Genomic DNA, 15,557 nt, shown 5'->3' on the forward strand with positions numbered 1-15,557 from the left:
TTAAAACGCTTGGACCGGTGCCGCTATTGCAGCGGCACCGTCAGTTTCAGCGAGACGCCATAGGCCTCAAAGTCAGGTCGGCCGATGCCGTCATAGTTGGCTTTGAACGACAGTTGCGCGCCATGTTCATTGGTGGTGGTGAACCCAGCCTCCAGCCGGGCGCGCAGCCCCTCCGCTTCGTCCGTGGCGCTGGTGGACAGGGCCGCGTTGGAGTTGGCGAAAGTGTAGATCCCATCCAGTGTCACAAAAGGTTCAAAGCTGGCCCCTTTGTCATCAACAAACAGCCGCGACACCCGTGGCCCAAAGCGTAGTTGCCCCATCTTGAGCGTTTGCGACGGGATGGTCACGTTGAGCGCGTCAACATAGCTGTGCTGTTTCTCCTGCAGGAAGGATAAGGCCAAATTGGGGGTCACGGTCCATTCTTTGACTTTGAAATCGCCGCTGAGATTGGCGTCCACCAGGAAGCGCGTGGTCTCAAACGTGTCGGTGTAAGTGCCGAAGGGCGAGATTTCGTTGGTCGATTTGCCCATTGCAAAGCGGCCGTCGAAAATCAGGTTCGGCGCGACACGGGCGGTGACATAGGGGCCCGCCATCCAGCCGCGGCCGGAAATGCTGGTGCCGTTGATGTCAGAGCTGTCCTTCATCTGGTCGAACTGCAACAGCCCCCCAACCAGCAGCTTGTTGGACACCACATAATCCAACCCCACATAGGCGATGCCAAAGTAGCCGCGGGAATCGCCGGCGCCCTCAAACTCGCTGTAGCTGCCCTCAAACCAGAGATCCCACTTGGTGTTCTCCACAAACATCGACTGTTTGTTGGGATCATGCGCCAGCAAGGTCATCGCCCGCGCCACCCGAACGTCATGCATCGAGGTTCGCAGGCTGTAGTTGCCAGAGCCGATCGACATCGGATCAAACTCCACCGGCAGCATTGACAGGATGTCGCCCTGCGCAAAGCTCAGCGTCTGGCCGCCGACACCGCCCGAGTTCATCCGCTGCAGACGCCGGTTGCGATCGGGCTGGTTGGCCAGGATCAGGGCGCTGCGGCGGTGCAGGAAGTCGTGGATCGTGTCCACGGTGCGCTGCTCGGTCGCCAGGGTGTTGTAGGTACAGGTCACATTTTCGCGCTGTGCCAGAACAACCGAAACCCGACCAGTGAAAGCATCTGCAATGCTGTCACCATCGTTACAGCTGAGGCTGCTCAGGCCTTCGCCCGAGGGCAGCGCAATATCCACCTGATAGGTGCCCGCTGCCAGCTCAATCGGTCCCTGTGTGGCGCCACCGCCCGTTGCGGTGACGGTGAAGTTCAGCAGTGCCTCGGTCGAGGTGAAGCTATAGGTGCCATTGGAACTGGAACCGACAACAAAGGTGATGTTGCCGTTCACATTCTCGGTCACGGTGACCCCAACGGGGGCCGGTGCCGTGGAACTGCCCTGCGAGCTGCTGATCCCCGAAAGGGTGCTGGTCGGGGTGCTGATTGAGTCCGAGGTCACCGGTAGGGTGATTACACATTGGCTCATCGCGGGTGCGGTTGCGCCGCTGAGGTTAAAGCGGGTTGAGTTTTCCGGGGCCAACAGGGTGCCGCCGCAGCTGTTGCTTGGCACGTTGGATCCGCTGTTGACCAGTTGCAGACTGCCGCCCAGATCGCCGGTGAGGCCAAGGCTGGTGGCGTCAATAAAGGCCGCCGTATTGTCCACCGTGATCACCAGCGATCCGATTTGTCCCTGCGCAAAAGTGCTGGGCACAAAGGCCTGCGTCACAGTGGGCGGCGGGGCGGCGGTGACCGTCAGACTGGCGGAAACGCCCGCCGTGGTGCCCCGGTCCGAGGTCAGATCACCAGAGGTGTTGCTATGGGTGGCAACCACCGTTGAACTGACCGGCACCGAGATCTGACAGGTTGCGCCGGTGGCGACGGTGCCGCCACTGAAGCTCACCGAATTGCCCCCGGCGGCGGCTGTCACAGTGCCACCACAGCTGTTGCTGATGCTGCCGGCCCCCACCACGACGTCGGACGGCAGGGTGTCGGTGAAGGCCATGTTGTTGGCGCCGATCAACCCGGTCGAATTGTCGATATCATAAAGCAGGCTGGCAGGTTCACCCTGTGCCACGCTCGACGGGCTGTAGCTGCGGGCAAAGCCCAGATCCGGCGCGGCGGTCACGGTCAAGGTGGCAGTTGCCGCCGGGGCAGTGCCCAGATCGGTGGTCAAAGGCTCGGTCACATTGTCTGCATCGCCCAGATCCACCGCGGTTACATCCACCGTGAGGGCACAGGTCGCGCCGGCCGAAACCGAACCACCGCTGAGGCTGACAGAGCTGTCACCAGCCGTTGCGGTAAAGGTGCCGCCACAGGTGGAACTGTCGTTTGGCGTGGCTGCAACCGTCATCCCGCTGGGGAAATTGTCGGTAAAGACCAGCCCTGTGGCATCGATGAAGCTTTCGCTGCTGTGATCGATGGTGAGGGTCAGGGTCGAAACCGCCCCCTGTTCGATCGAGGCATCCCCAAAAGCTTTGCTGAAGACAGGAACGGTGGGGGGCACCACGTTCAGGCTGACACTTGCAGGGCCTGAATTGCCCTGCGACGATGTCAGATCGCCCGTGGTGTTGACCAAAGTGCCCGATGCCGTCAGCGGACGCACCTCAAAGTCGATGGTACAGGTTGCCCCGGCTGCCACCGTGCCCCCGCTGTAGCTGATGCTGGTGTCGCCACCGGTGCCGGTCAGCGTGCCGCCGGTACAGGTGGTGCTGAGGCTGCCACTTTCCAGGAACATGCCGCTTGGGAAGGGATCCGTCACGGCAAGGTTGGTCACCGGAACAAGCGCAGAGGAGCTGTCGATGATCAGCTGGTACGCCACCCGATCGCCTTGGTTGATCGAACCGCTGGCCACTGTTTTGCTGAACGACGGCACCGGGGCAGGGGTCACGGTCAGCGTTGCGCTGGCAGTGCCGGAACTGCCCTGTGTGGAAGTCAGATCGCCGGAAGTGTTGCTGAGGCTGCCTTGATCGGTGGCCACCACATCAACTGAGATGGCACAGCTGGTGCCGGCCCAAACCGCACCGCCGGTGTAGCTGATCGTGTCCGATCCCGCTACCGCGGTGACGGTGCCGCCGGAGCAACCCGCCACGACGTTGGCTGGGCTGGCCACGGTCATGCTGGCAGGCATGACGTCGGTGAAATCCAGACTGTTCACCGTGATCAGGCCAGCGCTGTTGTCGATGGTGAAGGTCAGGGTCGAGGTGTCGCCCTGCACAATCGAACTGGGTGAAAAGACTTTGCTAAACGCTGGTGCCGGCGACAGGTTGACTGTCAACGTGTCACTGGCGGTGCCTGAATTGCCGATATCCGAGGTCAGATCGCCCGAGATATTCACATTGGGCCCGGCTGTCACCGCCGTCACATCAACGGAAACCGTACAGGTTGACAGCGCTGGAACCGTGCCGCCGCTGTAAGACAGCGTGCTGGTGTTCGCCGTTGCCGTCAGCGTGCCACCGGTACAGGTGGTTGAGGCATTCGGCGTCGCCGCCACGGTCATCCCGGCTGGGAAGGTGTCGCTGAACGACAAGCTGGTGGCCGGAATAGAAGCGGTGGAGTTGTCGATGGTGAAGGTCAGCGTGGTGCTGGCCCCTTGCACAATCGCGCTACTGGCAAAGGCCTTGGAGAAGGCCGGCGCATCTGGTGTCACCACGTTCAGAACCGCGCTGGCAGTGCCAGACGATCCCAGCGAAGAGCTGAGCGTACCGGTGGTGTTGGTCAACCCACCCGCGTTCAGGGCCGTGACGTTGACGCTATAGGTACAGACCCCACCCGCAGGCAGGCTGAGGGCGGAATAGCTGACCGAGCCCGCACCAACCGTCTCAGTCGCGCTGGCGACTGTGCAGGAGCCAGTGAACTGCGGGGTGGCATTGCCGCTCACGGTCATCGACGTGGGGAAAGTGTCCGACATCGACAGGGTGGTTGCCTCAATCAAGGAGGCCGAGTTGTCGAAGGTGAAGGTCAGGGTCGAGACTTCGCCCTGTTCCATCGTGCTGGGGTTGAAAGCCTTGGAGAACAGCGGCGCAGGGGCCGGGGTCACGTTCAGCGTGTCGCTAAAGCTGCCCGAGGCCCCAAGATCACTGGTTAGATCGCTAATGGTGTTGGTCACAGCACTGTTGCCGGTCACCCGCACGTCAAAACTGACTGCACAGCTGCTGGAAGCCCCGAGGCTGCCGCCGGAAAAGCTGACCGAAGGGGCGCCCGGAGTGGCCGAGACAGATCCGCCGCAGGTGGTTGAAGTTGCTGGTGTCGGGGCCACCACCATGCCGCTGGGCAGCAGGTCAGAGAACAGGATGTTGTTGGTGCCGATAAGCGCGGTGTTGTTGATGCCAATGGTGACAGTGTTGGTGTCGCCTTGGATGGTAGTGCCGTTGGTGAAGCCCTTGCTGCCAGTCAAAACAGGCGCGGCGGTGACGGTCAGAGTGTCTGTGGCCTGCGGAGAGGTGCCCAGCGAGCTGGTGAGGCTTGACGAGGTGTTGACATGGTTGCCGATGCTGGTCGCCGTGGTTTCAACCGAAAGGGTACAGCTTGCGCCTTCGGCCACCGAGCCGCCCGTCAGGACCACAGTGCCGGAACCGGCCACCGCCGTCACAGTGCCGCCACAGGTGTTGGCGACATTCACCGGGGACGCCAGGGTCACCGCTGCCGGCAATGTATCGGAGAAGCTGAGGCCGGTGGCCTCGATCAGCGACGAAACATTGTCGATCGTGAAGGTCAGAGTGCTGGTGTCACCTTGCTCAATCGAGGCGGCGCTGAACACTTTGGTGAAGGTCGGCAGCGGGGCCGCCGTCACGTTCAGATTGGCCGAGGCCGCAGTACTGGTGCCCAGTTCCGAGGTCATGTTGACGGTGTTGGACTGGCTGCCCGCCGCCAGCGCGCGCACGTCAAAGCTCAACGTACAGGTGCTGCCCGGGCTGATGGTGCCGTTGAAGCTGACGCTGGTCGCACCTGCGGTGGGGGCAAAAGTGCCGCCCGTACAAGCCGCAGATTGCGAGGCATTGGGGGTGGGGGCCACCACCATGCCCGTTGGCAGGCTGTCGGTGACCGCCGCCAGTTCCGTATCGATCAGCGCCAGCGTGTTGTTGATGCTGAGGGTCACAGTGGACAAGCCGCCCTGTGCCACGGTGGCTGGGGCAAAGCCCTTGGCCAGCGTCGGCACTGGGGCCTGGTTCACCACCAGTATGTTCTGCGCTGCCGGGGTTCTGCCCAAATCGGAATCGAGCGTGCCCGCCGCATAGGTGTAGTTTCCTGCAACTTCACTGGTCACATCAAAGGAGACGGTACAGGTTCCACCCGCCGCAACGGAACCGCCTGTTAAGCTGACCGAGCCGCTGTTGACAGTCAAAGAACCGCCACAGGTGTTTGCGGAGTTTACCGGTGTGGCGGCAAAAATATTGGTTGGGAAATTATGATCGATCACAAGGGCGGAGGCCGGTACAAAGGCCGCCGAGTTGTCGATCGTATAGGTGACCGTGGACACCCCACCTTCGAGGATCGGATCGGGCGCCAGGGCAATGGAATAGCCCGGCACCGGCGCGACGTTCACCGTCAAGGTTGCGGCGGGCGACAAGCTGGAGCCGAAATCCGTGCTCAGCACGCCCACACCGTTGTTGTGGTTCGCAGCGTTGGGCGAAACCACATCGACCGCAATTGTACAGACCGATCCAGCGTTAATGGTGCCCGCAAAACTCAGGCTGCTGCCACCATCTGGAGCGGTAACCGCGCCGCTACACGTTGCGGCGCTGAGCGCAAGGTTAACAGGGGTTGCCAACACCAGCCCGGCGGGCAGGTTATCGGTGAAGCTCACCCCGGTGGTGGTCTGATTGGCGGCGCTGGCATCCAGCGTGTGGGTCAGCCGCGAAATCTGGCCACGGGTCACGGTCGCCGGTGAAAAGGCGTAGGTATAGGCCGGTGGCAGCGGGAAGACCGTCAGGGTATCAACGGCCGGGTTGGCCACCGTGGTGGCACCTTCCAGCAGGTCGGAGGTGGTGCTTGTGTAGAGCTGCGCCACAGGGGTGGGCACTGACAGGACCACGTTAAACGAACAGGAGCTGCCCGCCGCAAGGCTGCCGCCCCGCATCAGGATCTCATTGCTGCCTTCCACCACAGAGCTTGCGCCACAGGGGGTGCCAACAGGCAGTTGTGACACCGTGACACCGGGAATGTCCGTGCCGATGGGATCGGTGAAGCTCAGGTCGTTCAATGGTGCGCTGCCAGCGGGCAGGGTGATGGTATAGCTCAACGAAATCAGGCTGTTGGCCTCAACCGTCGATTGGCTGAAGGATTTCACAAAGGTCGGCTGTCCCACGACAAGCACATCGATAGAATCGCTGCCCGCGACACCGTCGCGTGTCACAGTCGCCTGTACGGCACTGACATTGGTGGCGGTGTTGGTATAGCGCCCCGCGGTTGCCGCCGCATCGATGGACAGGGACACCGTGATCTCACAAGAGGCATTGGCCGCCAAAGTGCCACCGCTGAAACCAATGCTGGAAGCCCCCACACCCGTTGGCGCAACGTCACAGGTGTTACTTTGCAAACTGTCAAACAGGGTGCCGGTCAGGAAGGTGGAGAGGTCATCGTTGAAGGCGATTGCGCTCAGCGGATCAGAGGTGGTGTTGGTCAGGGTAAAGGTCAGATTGGTGGTCTGCCCGGCCACAACGCTGTCATCCGCAAAGGCCTTGTTAACAGTCAATGGCGCGGCCCCTTCGGCGGCGCCAACCACCAGATCGGTGCTGTAGGGCCCACCGGTGACAAAGATTGGTCCGTCAAAAGCCTGTGTCGCGGCTGGAATGACCATTGGGAATGTTCCCGCTGCCTGTCCGGCGTTCACATTGATTGTGGCACGGGTCACACAGCTGGCACCGGCGCTCAGCGGTCCCAAAGACTGGAACCAGTTGCTGCTGGAAAGCGACAGAGAGCCTCCACAAGTGTTTTCGACCGGAGTGCCATCGAAGGTTGCCGAAGTCAGCGGCCGCAACATCTGGTTACTGAAGGAGTAGCTTGTCAGATTTGTCGCGCTGGAGTTGGTGTATTCCACCCGCAGGGTGACGGAATCGCCCGGGGCCACCGGATCTTCTTCGATCGACATGGCAACGGTCAGCGGCAAAACGGAAACCACCGCAAGCGATGCTGTGGGTACCGAGTTGATCGCCACCTGCGTGCCGCCGGGGGCAATGGCCGCCATCAGGTCGTCAATCTGGTTGGTGTAATTGCCAACCCCCACCGGTGTAGTGTCCAGCGCCACAACAATCGAACAGCTTGCGCCCTGGGCAAGGGTGCCGCCTGCATAGGTCAGCATTGTTGTGCCTTGGCCGCTGACGGTACCGGTACAGTCGTTTGAGGTCACCGCTGTAAACAGCGCGTCCCCCAAGTATTCGTCGAGATCATCGGTGAAAGCGATTTGCTCTGCACCGTTGCTTTCATCGGTGTTCTGCAGCAGCAGGGTCATCGACAAGGGATCGCCGGGCAGGATTTGCGCGCTCGAGAAGGATTTGCTCAGGCTCAGTCCCACTTCGCCGGCGCCGATGGTCATCGAGGCGGTGGAGGTTCGGCTGGTCAGGTTGGTGCTGCCAACGGTCGAGGTAGGAGCCGTGGTGGTGAAACTATATGGCCCAGGCGACTGCCCCGCGGGCACGGCGAAGTCGTAGACAATCTGGCAGCTGGCACCGGGCGCCATATCGATGTCCAAGATATTGAGGCCATTGACGCCACCAGAATCAGAGAGATTGCCGAGTAACGCGGAACAGGTGTTGCTGGTCGAAGTGAAATGCGTTCCAGAGGTCAGCGGTGGCGCAAACGGCAGCGTAAAGGCCAGATCCGAAACACCCTCTGTTGCCGAGGTGTTGGTGACGTCAAAAGTGAAGGTCGGGGGATTCACCCCGTCGTTGATGCTCAGCACCACAGTGGGCGGTGTGGCGACCACCAGATTGTCAGTGGCGGTTTGCGAGCCGGTGACATTGTCGCCATCCACAGTGGCTGTGACTACACTGGTCACATTGGGGTAGGTGCCAGAAACAGCGCCACCCGGAACCGAAACGGTAATCCCAATTGTACAGCTGCTGCTGGGCGCAACCGTGCCGCCGGACAGCCCGAAAGAAGAGGTGCCAACGCCGCTGACAGACCCGCCACAGGAGTTGGAGTTCAACGAAAATGTCGAGCCCGCCAGCATGGCAGACAAATCATCGGTGAAGCCAACCGCTGTGGCCGCCTGATCGCGGCTGTTGTTCTGCAGGGTGAAGGTCAATCCGGTGGTGGTGCCAGGAACAACAGGGTCCGGATCAAAGGTTTTGGTCAGATTTGGCACCGAAGTGTCAATCGTAGAGACCGTCAGCGTTGCACTTGCATTGCCCAGCTCTCTTTGAACTCCGCTATAATTTGCAAGTGATACATCCGTCGTTGCCGTGAAACTGCCAGAGCTTCGTCCGGTGATATCCAACGATACGGCGCAGGTGCCACTTGCAGGGACAATGGTCGGTGTCAGGCTGACCGTGGATCCCGTTTGATAGCTGAAACTCTGTGTGCCCGGGGTTGCACTCAATATCGGTGCGGAGGAACCGCAGGTTGTTGACAGTTGGACCGGATTCGCAATTTCCAGACCGACCGGCAAGACATCGGCGATCTGCAGGAAATGGGCTTTTGTGGCAAAGGCGGAGTTGTCGATTGTAAAGGTCAGGGTGCTGGTTTCATTCAGACCAACGGTGGCCGGGGAAAACGCAGCCGAAATAGCGGAACGGTCCACCGCATTTACGGTCAGTGTGTCGGTGGCTGAGCCGAAATCGCCTTGATCCGTGTTCAGCGATGTTGTGGCCGTCGCCCCGGAGGTGAGCGCTGTGGTTTGCACGGAAACGGTACAGCTTTCGCCGAAAGGGAGGCTGCCGCCGGACATGCTGATGCTGGAGCCGCCGGGGGTGGCGGTAAAGCTGGGGCCTCCAGGGCAGTCACTGATCAGGTTGGGGATGGCACCAAGGTTCACAACAGTGCCGAGGGTCTGACTGAAGCCAACGCTGCTCAGCCCGCCGACGCCCGTATTGCTCAACGTGAATGTCAGTTCCGTGTCCGCACCGGCAATCACCGTATCGGGTGAAAACACCGCCGAGAAACTGGCATCGGCACCCTGCGCCTGCACGGCGTTGCCTGTCCCGATAACCGAACCCAGAACCAAAGAGGTAACAAATACTGCACGAACCTTAACCCGCAGACTGGCTGCGATCATCCCCAAGACCTTCATCTTGACCCCCTGATGACAAATACTAATGACCGGAAAGAAACCGGCAAGAAATTCAATTAATTGCCCCCAGAGAAACATAGTTGCGAATTTGACTCAAGGATTCCAATTATATTTCAACACCCTTCTTCAGGGCGTTGCTGTTTGGGTGACACCATCGCCCAAAACCTCGCCGAAGTTGCTAAACATCCGATGAACACGGCGACCGCAAGCGTCAAAAAGCCCGCCGGGAAGGGCGGGCTTGGCAGTTTTTGACTTGATGGCGTGCTACGCTTGGGGGCTTAGCGGCCCCAGGTGCGCACCGGACCACAGTCCATATGTACAAAGTTCGAACGCGAATAGCTGCCCACACCACCGGCGCGACAGATCGCGGCGGCTTTGGCCATCTGACCCACCGAACGCGATTGCAGGCGCAGATCCGCGGCCTGACCCTTCATATGGAGCGAGTTCTTGGCAACGCCGCGCGATTTCGACCGCAGCATGGCGTTGGTTTTCGGCGAGCGGTAGCCGGAGAGGAGCATATAGGGCTCACTCACATCCATCAAGTTATGCGCCGCAGCCATGATATCAATGGTGCGTGCATCAATGCCGATCACGTCATTGGTGCGCCAGTCGCGCATGAAGTGGTTCACTTCCTTCAAGGCTTCTTTGATGTATTTGCCTTCAATCCAATAGATCATGTCGATGGATTCACCGGTCCGGCCGGAATGCATCCGGATGCGCCGGATGTCACCGGAGCCCCGCAGAAAGCCTGCGGCCTTGGAGAAGGTCGGTGCGGCCGACAATGTTGTTGCCGCAAACGCGCCGAGCACCGCCCGCCGCGTCAAAGTAGTATTCGTCATGTTAGCGCCCGTCCTGTCGCTTACCTGTGTTGCCCGCGTTGTTACGCGAGGCCTGCCATCTCATCCCCAGATGCAGGCGTTTTATTACATACAAGTTTCGTTCCACCAAGGTGCGTTTTGCCTCAAATTGTAGAAAACAAGGGGGTTCGGCGGTTTTTTGCGCAAAATTTCGTGAATGTGGCTTCGCTGACGGTTTTGCGACACAGGCTTGCGCAAAGCCCAAAGGAAATTGGCAGATTAACCTTTTGTGAATGGACAGCCGTTAAAGAAACCGCCTATGAGAGGTCTAGATCTGAAAAATTTACAACGAAAGAGGGACGCGCTCATGCTGTCTGTGACCCGTTCTGGTTTTTCCCGTTTGGCCTTCAGTGCCGTGGCGGCCTGCTTTATTCTAACCAACGCGCCGACGCCCGCAGTGGCGCAGGTGACGGCCTTTAAACAGGCCGTGGCCGAAACCGCGTCGGATGACCGCGAACTGGCGCGGTTTTACCGTGAAAACGGGTTCTCGGCGATCTGGACCGGTGAAGGCGCAGAATTCACAGCCCGTCGTCAGGCCCTGATCAATGCGCTGCAGAATGTGCGCACGCACGGGTTGCCACAGGCCCGCTATGATGTGGATCTGCTGCTGACCCAGATGCGGGCCGCAAAAACACCGCGTGATCTGGGCATTGTCGACGTGGAACTGTCCAAAGCCTACTTGAAATACGCCCGCGACATTGCCCATGGCGTGCTGACACCCCGCAAGATCGACGACGGTCTGGTGCGCAAGATCAGCAAGAAAGATGGTGCTGAATATCTGCAAATGCTGGTTTCCGGTCAGCCCTCGGCGGTGATGAAACAGCTGCCACCGACCTCTCCGGAATACCCCCGCCTGCGCAAGGAAATGCTGCGCCTTCAGGGTGTTATCGCAGCGGGCGGCTGGGGTACAACGGTGCCGGGCAAGAAGCTGGAGCCAGGCGATCGCGGCGCCTCTATTGTCAAGCTGCGCGACCGTCTGGTGGCGCTTGGCTATCTGAACCGCTCGGCAACGCAGACCTATGACGCCAAGATTGAAGCCGCCGTGCAGCAGTTTCAGGCCGACCACGGGCTGGAGCAGGATGGTGTCGCCGGCGCCACAACACTGGCGCAGCTCAACGTGTCCGCAGAGAAACGTCTGCAATCCGTCATCGTTGCGATGGAGCGGGAGCGCTGGACCAACTTTGAGCGGGGCGAGCGCCATATCTGGGTGAACCTGACCGATTACACCGCCAAGATTGTAGATGATGGCAAGGTGACTTTCCGCACCCGTTCGGTTGTGGGGGCCAATTCCTCGGACCGCCGCAGCCCCGAGTTCAGCGATGTCATGGAACATATGGTGATTAACCCCACCTGGAACGTGCCACGCTCGATCGCTGTGAAGGAATACCTGCCGCAGCTGCAGAAAAACCCCAACGCGGTTGGCCATCTGCGTCTGATCGACGGCTCGGGCCGCGTTGTCAGCCGTGAAGGCGCCGATTTCACCCAATACACCCAACGCAATTTCCCGTTTGACATCAAACAGCCACCATCGCGTTCGAATGCTCTGGGTCTGGTGAAGTTCATGTTCCCGAACCGCCACAACATCTACCTGCATGACACGCCGCAGAAGGCGCTGTTCAAACGCGAAACCCGCGCCTTCAGCCACGGCTGTATCCGCCTACAGCAACCGTTTGAATTTGCCTATGCGCTGCTGGCCCGTCAGGATGAAACACCTAAACAGACCTTCCACCGGATCCTGAAAACCGGCAAGGAAACCCAGGTGGATCTGGAAAAACAGCTGCCTGTGCATATCGTCTACCGCACCGCAGTTGTGCCGGCGAAAGGCAAGGCGAACTACCGCCGTGACACCTATGGCCGCGATGCAAAGATCTGGAACGCTTTGCAGGCGGCAGGGGTGGCCTTGGGCGACGTTCGCGGCTAAGTCTAAGCCCAAGACATTCTTGGGGGCAGGCCATGACATATACGATCAAAGAAATAGCAGCGTCGCTTGGGGCAGAAGCCTTTGGCGACGTTGATCTTTCTATCACCGGCGTGGCGGAACCCGCGATGGCCGGTGCCAGCGATCTGGCCCTAGCCATGAAACCCGATTTCGCCAAAGGTCTGCCCGACGGCAAGGCGCAGGCGGCAATGCTGTGGCAGGGGTCTGACTGGCAGGCACTGGGGCTGAAAGCGGCGCTGGTTGCGCCACGCCCGCGCTTTGCGATGGCGGGGCTGTCGGCGATGATGGACCCCGGTCAGGGCTTTGACAGCGGCATTCACCCTTCAGCGGTGGTGGACCCGGCCGCCATACTGGGCGCGGATGTCAGCGTCGGGCCCTTGGCGGTGATTTCCGCGGGCGCTGTGATTGGCGACGGCTCGGTGATTGGGCCGCATTGTTTCATTGGCGCTGAGGCGGTGCTGGGGCAGGGCTGTTTCCTGCGCGAAGGGGTGAAGATCGGGGCCCGTGTCACCATTGGGGACCGGTTCATTGCGCAACCGGGGGCCAGCGTGGGCGGCGATGGGTTCTCCTTTGTCACGCCAGAGGAATCGAACATCGAAAAGGTGCGCGACAGTCTTGGCGATGCGGGGGACGCCAAAGCTCAAAGCTATGCGCGGATCCACTCGCTGGGATCGGTGCTGATTGGCGATGATGTTGAGCTGGGCGCAAACGCCTGTATCGACCGTGGAACCGTGCGTGACACCCGCATCGGCAACGGGGTGAAATTCGACAACCTCGCCCAGATTGGACACAACGTAGAGATCGGAAATGATTGCCTGATTTGCGCGCAGGTCGGAATCGCCGGATCGACACGTATCGGTCACAATGTGGTGCTAGGTGGCCAGACGGGGGTCAGTGACAACCTGTTTATCGGGGACCACGTGATCACCGGCGGGGCCACAAAGGTGCTGGCAAATGTACCTGCGGGCCGCGTCATGCTGGGCTATCCGGCAATGAAGATGGAAACACATATTGAGGTTTACAAAGGCCTGCGCCGGTTGCCCCGGCTGTTCCGCGACGTTGCAAAGTTGCAGAAAGCTGTTTCAAAACCGGATGGGAATGACTAAATCAACCTCAAGCAGAGGAAGGGGCCGTGATCATGAACATCAAGGACAAGGTCATCGAAATCGTCGCTGAACAGGCGGTTCTGGAACCATCGGACGTTACGATGGAGAGCACGCTGGAGGATCTGGGCATCGACAGCCTGGGTCTGGTCGAGAGCATTTTTGCCATCGAAGAAGCCTTTGACATTTCGGTGCCTTTTAACGCCAACGAACCCGAGAAGAGCGATTTTGACATCTCCTCGGTGGCGGCAATCATCAAAGGCATTGAACAATTGGTGTCCGAGCAGGTCTGATGAACCGTGTTGTGATCACCGGCGCGGGGACAATCAACGCGCTTGGGGCCTCGGTGGCGGAAACCTGCGAGGCGATGAAAGAGGGCCGCTGCGGCATTGGCACCCTGGAGTTTCAGGATGTCGACCGGCTGGCGATCAAGATCGGCGGTCAGGTGAAAAACTTCGACGCCGAGGCGCAGTTCAACCGTCAGCAAATGGCGCTGTTTGACCGTTTCACCCAATTCACACTGGTGGCCGCGCGAGAGGCTCTGGCCCAGTCGGGGCTGGTGTTTAACGGGGAGCTGGCGGCCACTTCGGGTGTCATTCTGGGCAATTCGGGCGGCGGGATGACAACGCTCGATGCCAATTACCGCACGGTTTATGAGGACGGGAAAAACCGGGTGCATCCCTTTGTGGTGCCGAAACTCATGAACAACGCCGCCGCCAGCCATGTCTCGATGGAGTATAACCTGAAAGGGCCCAGCTTCACCGTGTCCACGGCCTGCGCCAGTTCCAACCACGCGATGAGCCAGGCGTTCAACATGGTGCGTTCGGGCATGTCCAAGGCGATGGTCACGGGCGGTTCTGAATCGATGCTGTGTTTTGGCGGTGTGAAGGCCTGGGAAGGGTTGCGGGTGATGTCGAAAGACGCCTGTCGCCCCTTCAGCGCCAACCGCAACGGGATGGTGCAGGGGGAAGGCGCGGCGATCTTTGTCTTTGAAGATTACGAACACGCCAAAGCCCGTGGTGCCGAGATTCTGGCCGAGGTGGTGGGATTTGCCATGTCCTCGGATGCGGCGGATATTGTGATGCCATCGAAACAGGGCGCCGCACGTGCCATTTCCGGCGCCTTGAAAGACGCTGGCATCAGCGCCGGGCAGGTGGGCTATATCAACGCCCACGGCACCGGTACGGCGGCCAATGACAAAACCGAATGCGCGGCAGTGGCCGATGTGTTTGGTGCGGATGCGGATCAGTTGATGATCTCTTCCACCAAAGCGATGCACGGCCATCTGATCGGCGGTACCGGCGCGGTGGAACTGCTGGCCTGTATCATGGCGCTGCGCGAGGGCGTGATTGCGCCTACCATCGGCTATGAAGAGGCCGATCCGGAATGTGCGCTGGATGTGGTGCCCAATGAGGCCCGCGAGGCCAAAGTTGACTATGCGCTGTCCAATGCCTTTGCCTTTGGCGGATTGAACGCGGTTCTTGCGCTAAAGCGTGCCTAGTCGCGATGCAGCAGATATGTAAAAGGCCGCCTCAAGGGCGGCCTTTTACGTTTCTGGTTGGCGGCCTTATGGCTGCACAATCGCGGTGATCTTGCTGAAGCCATCGGTGAAACCCGTCAGCGACATTTTCAAATCGACGCGCTGATCGGGCGCCACAAAGGGCACCAGCGAGACAATCGCCTGATTGCCGCGTTTGAAGGCGTCGATGTCCGCCTGCGAAAATCCGATACGGGCATAGCAGCCCAGCGGGTCACAGACCGAGAAGGGGTAACGCACAGGCGCGTTTACATCGACCATAATCGTGAGTTGTGCGGTCAGCAGCGTTTCCAGCGGTACGGCTACTACCGCACCAGCAACCGCTGCGCCACCACCGGGCAGGCCAAAGACGCGGATATTGGCCACCTGGTTGCCGCCCGAACCATAAAGCTCCTGCAACAGCTGGCAGGGCTCTTCTTCCTGGCCGGTTTTGTAACACTCAAGTTCCCAATCGCCAGTGGTCTCGCGGATGTAGGCTTCGGGTTCGACTTGCTGCCCCATGCTGAGCCCCGCATCCTCGGCCGGCTGGGCGGCTTCTTGGGCGGTGGCGGCACCTGTCAGTGCAAGGGTGGCGAGGATCGAAAGAGATTTCAAAAATTTGGGCATGTCTTTCCCAGTCTGATGGTGCGTTATCTGCCCATGCGTCTATCACGTCAGAAAGGAGAGGTCAGCGTAAATTTCCCTGAAATCCCCGTGACAGCGCGGTTTCCCGCGCATCTGGGGCGCCGACAGGATTGTTCATTAGAATCAAAGAGACAGCCGGATTCGCGCCAAAAGGGCCGAAACGGTCCAAAAATTAGAAAAAGGGGCTGCGAACAACCCCTTTTCCTTAATTTTTGCTCCCCGTCGGACTGGCCGACT

At 59.9% G+C, this 15,557-nt stretch carries 7 protein-coding genes; 4 read left to right on the forward strand and 3 right to left on the reverse strand.

From position 1 onward, the window contains the following. Positions 1-23 precede the first annotated feature (23 nt). Positions 24-9,260, reverse strand: coding sequence for an autotransporter domain-containing protein (locus SIC14_RS16425; protein ID WP_412562985.1), 9,237 nt, complete (start codon positions 9,258-9,260; stop codon positions 24-26). Positions 9,261-9,538: 278 nt separating this feature from the next. After that, positions 9,539-10,099, reverse strand: a complete 561-nt coding sequence (locus SIC14_RS16430; protein ID WP_412562986.1) for a YcbK family protein — start codon at positions 10,097-10,099, stop codon at positions 9,539-9,541. Between the two features lie 325 nt (positions 10,100-10,424). On the opposite strand from SIC14_RS16430, the gene SIC14_RS16435 reads away from it, so the two are divergent. Genes SIC14_RS16435 through SIC14_RS16450 form a run of 4 tightly spaced genes read left to right on the forward strand, consistent with a single transcriptional unit; the run spans position 10,425 to position 14,660 of the window. After that, positions 10,425-12,038, forward strand: a complete 1,614-nt coding sequence (locus SIC14_RS16435; RefSeq protein ID WP_412562987.1) for a L,D-transpeptidase family protein — start codon at positions 10,425-10,427, stop codon at positions 12,036-12,038. 32 nt (positions 12,039-12,070) lie between these two features. Continuing rightward, entirely contained in the window at positions 12,071-13,162 is a 1,092-nt protein-coding gene (gene lpxD / locus SIC14_RS16440) for a UDP-3-O-(3-hydroxymyristoyl)glucosamine N-acyltransferase (RefSeq protein ID WP_412562988.1), read from the forward strand. Positions 13,163-13,194: 32 nt separating this feature from the next. Then, positions 13,195-13,452 (forward strand): acyl carrier protein, encoded by a 258-nt coding sequence (locus SIC14_RS16445; RefSeq protein ID WP_412565886.1) that lies wholly within the window; start codon positions 13,195-13,197, stop codon positions 13,450-13,452. Next, positions 13,452-14,660, forward strand: coding sequence for a beta-ketoacyl-[acyl-carrier-protein] synthase family protein (locus SIC14_RS16450; protein WP_412562989.1), 1,209 nt, complete (start codon positions 13,452-13,454; stop codon positions 14,658-14,660). The genes SIC14_RS16445 and SIC14_RS16450 overlap by 1 nt, the downstream gene beginning before the upstream one ends. Before the next feature lie 66 nt (positions 14,661-14,726). On the opposite strand, the gene SIC14_RS16455 is transcribed toward SIC14_RS16450, so the two are convergent. Continuing rightward, entirely contained in the window at positions 14,727-15,302 is a 576-nt protein-coding gene (locus SIC14_RS16455; protein WP_412562990.1) for an invasion associated locus B family protein, read from the reverse strand. Positions 15,303-15,557 lie beyond the last annotated feature (255 nt).

It is taken from the genome of Thalassobius sp. MITS945101, assembly GCF_047123305.1.
Classification (GTDB): domain Bacteria; phylum Pseudomonadota; class Alphaproteobacteria; order Rhodobacterales; family Rhodobacteraceae; genus Thalassobius.

Excerpts from the sequence above, each read along its gene's own strand:
- SIC14_RS16425 (WP_412562985.1), bottom strand. The coding sequence starts at position 9,260 with ATGAAGGTCTTGGGGATGATCGCAGCCAGTCTGCGGGTTAAGGTTCGT.
- SIC14_RS16430 (WP_412562986.1), bottom strand. The coding sequence starts at position 10,099 with ATGACGAATACTACTTTGACGCGGCGGGCGGTGCTCGGCGCGTTTGCG.
- SIC14_RS16435 (WP_412562987.1), top strand. The coding sequence starts at position 10,425 with ATGCTGTCTGTGACCCGTTCTGGTTTTTCCCGTTTGGCCTTCAGTGCC.
- lpxD (WP_412562988.1), top strand. The coding sequence starts at position 12,071 with ATGACATATACGATCAAAGAAATAGCAGCGTCGCTTGGGGCAGAAGCC.
- SIC14_RS16445 (WP_412565886.1), top strand. The coding sequence starts at position 13,195 with ATGAACATCAAGGACAAGGTCATCGAAATCGTCGCTGAACAGGCGGTT.
- SIC14_RS16450 (WP_412562989.1), top strand. The coding sequence starts at position 13,452 with ATGAACCGTGTTGTGATCACCGGCGCGGGGACAATCAACGCGCTTGGG.
- SIC14_RS16455 (WP_412562990.1), bottom strand. The coding sequence starts at position 15,302 with ATGCCCAAATTTTTGAAATCTCTTTCGATCCTCGCCACCCTTGCACTG.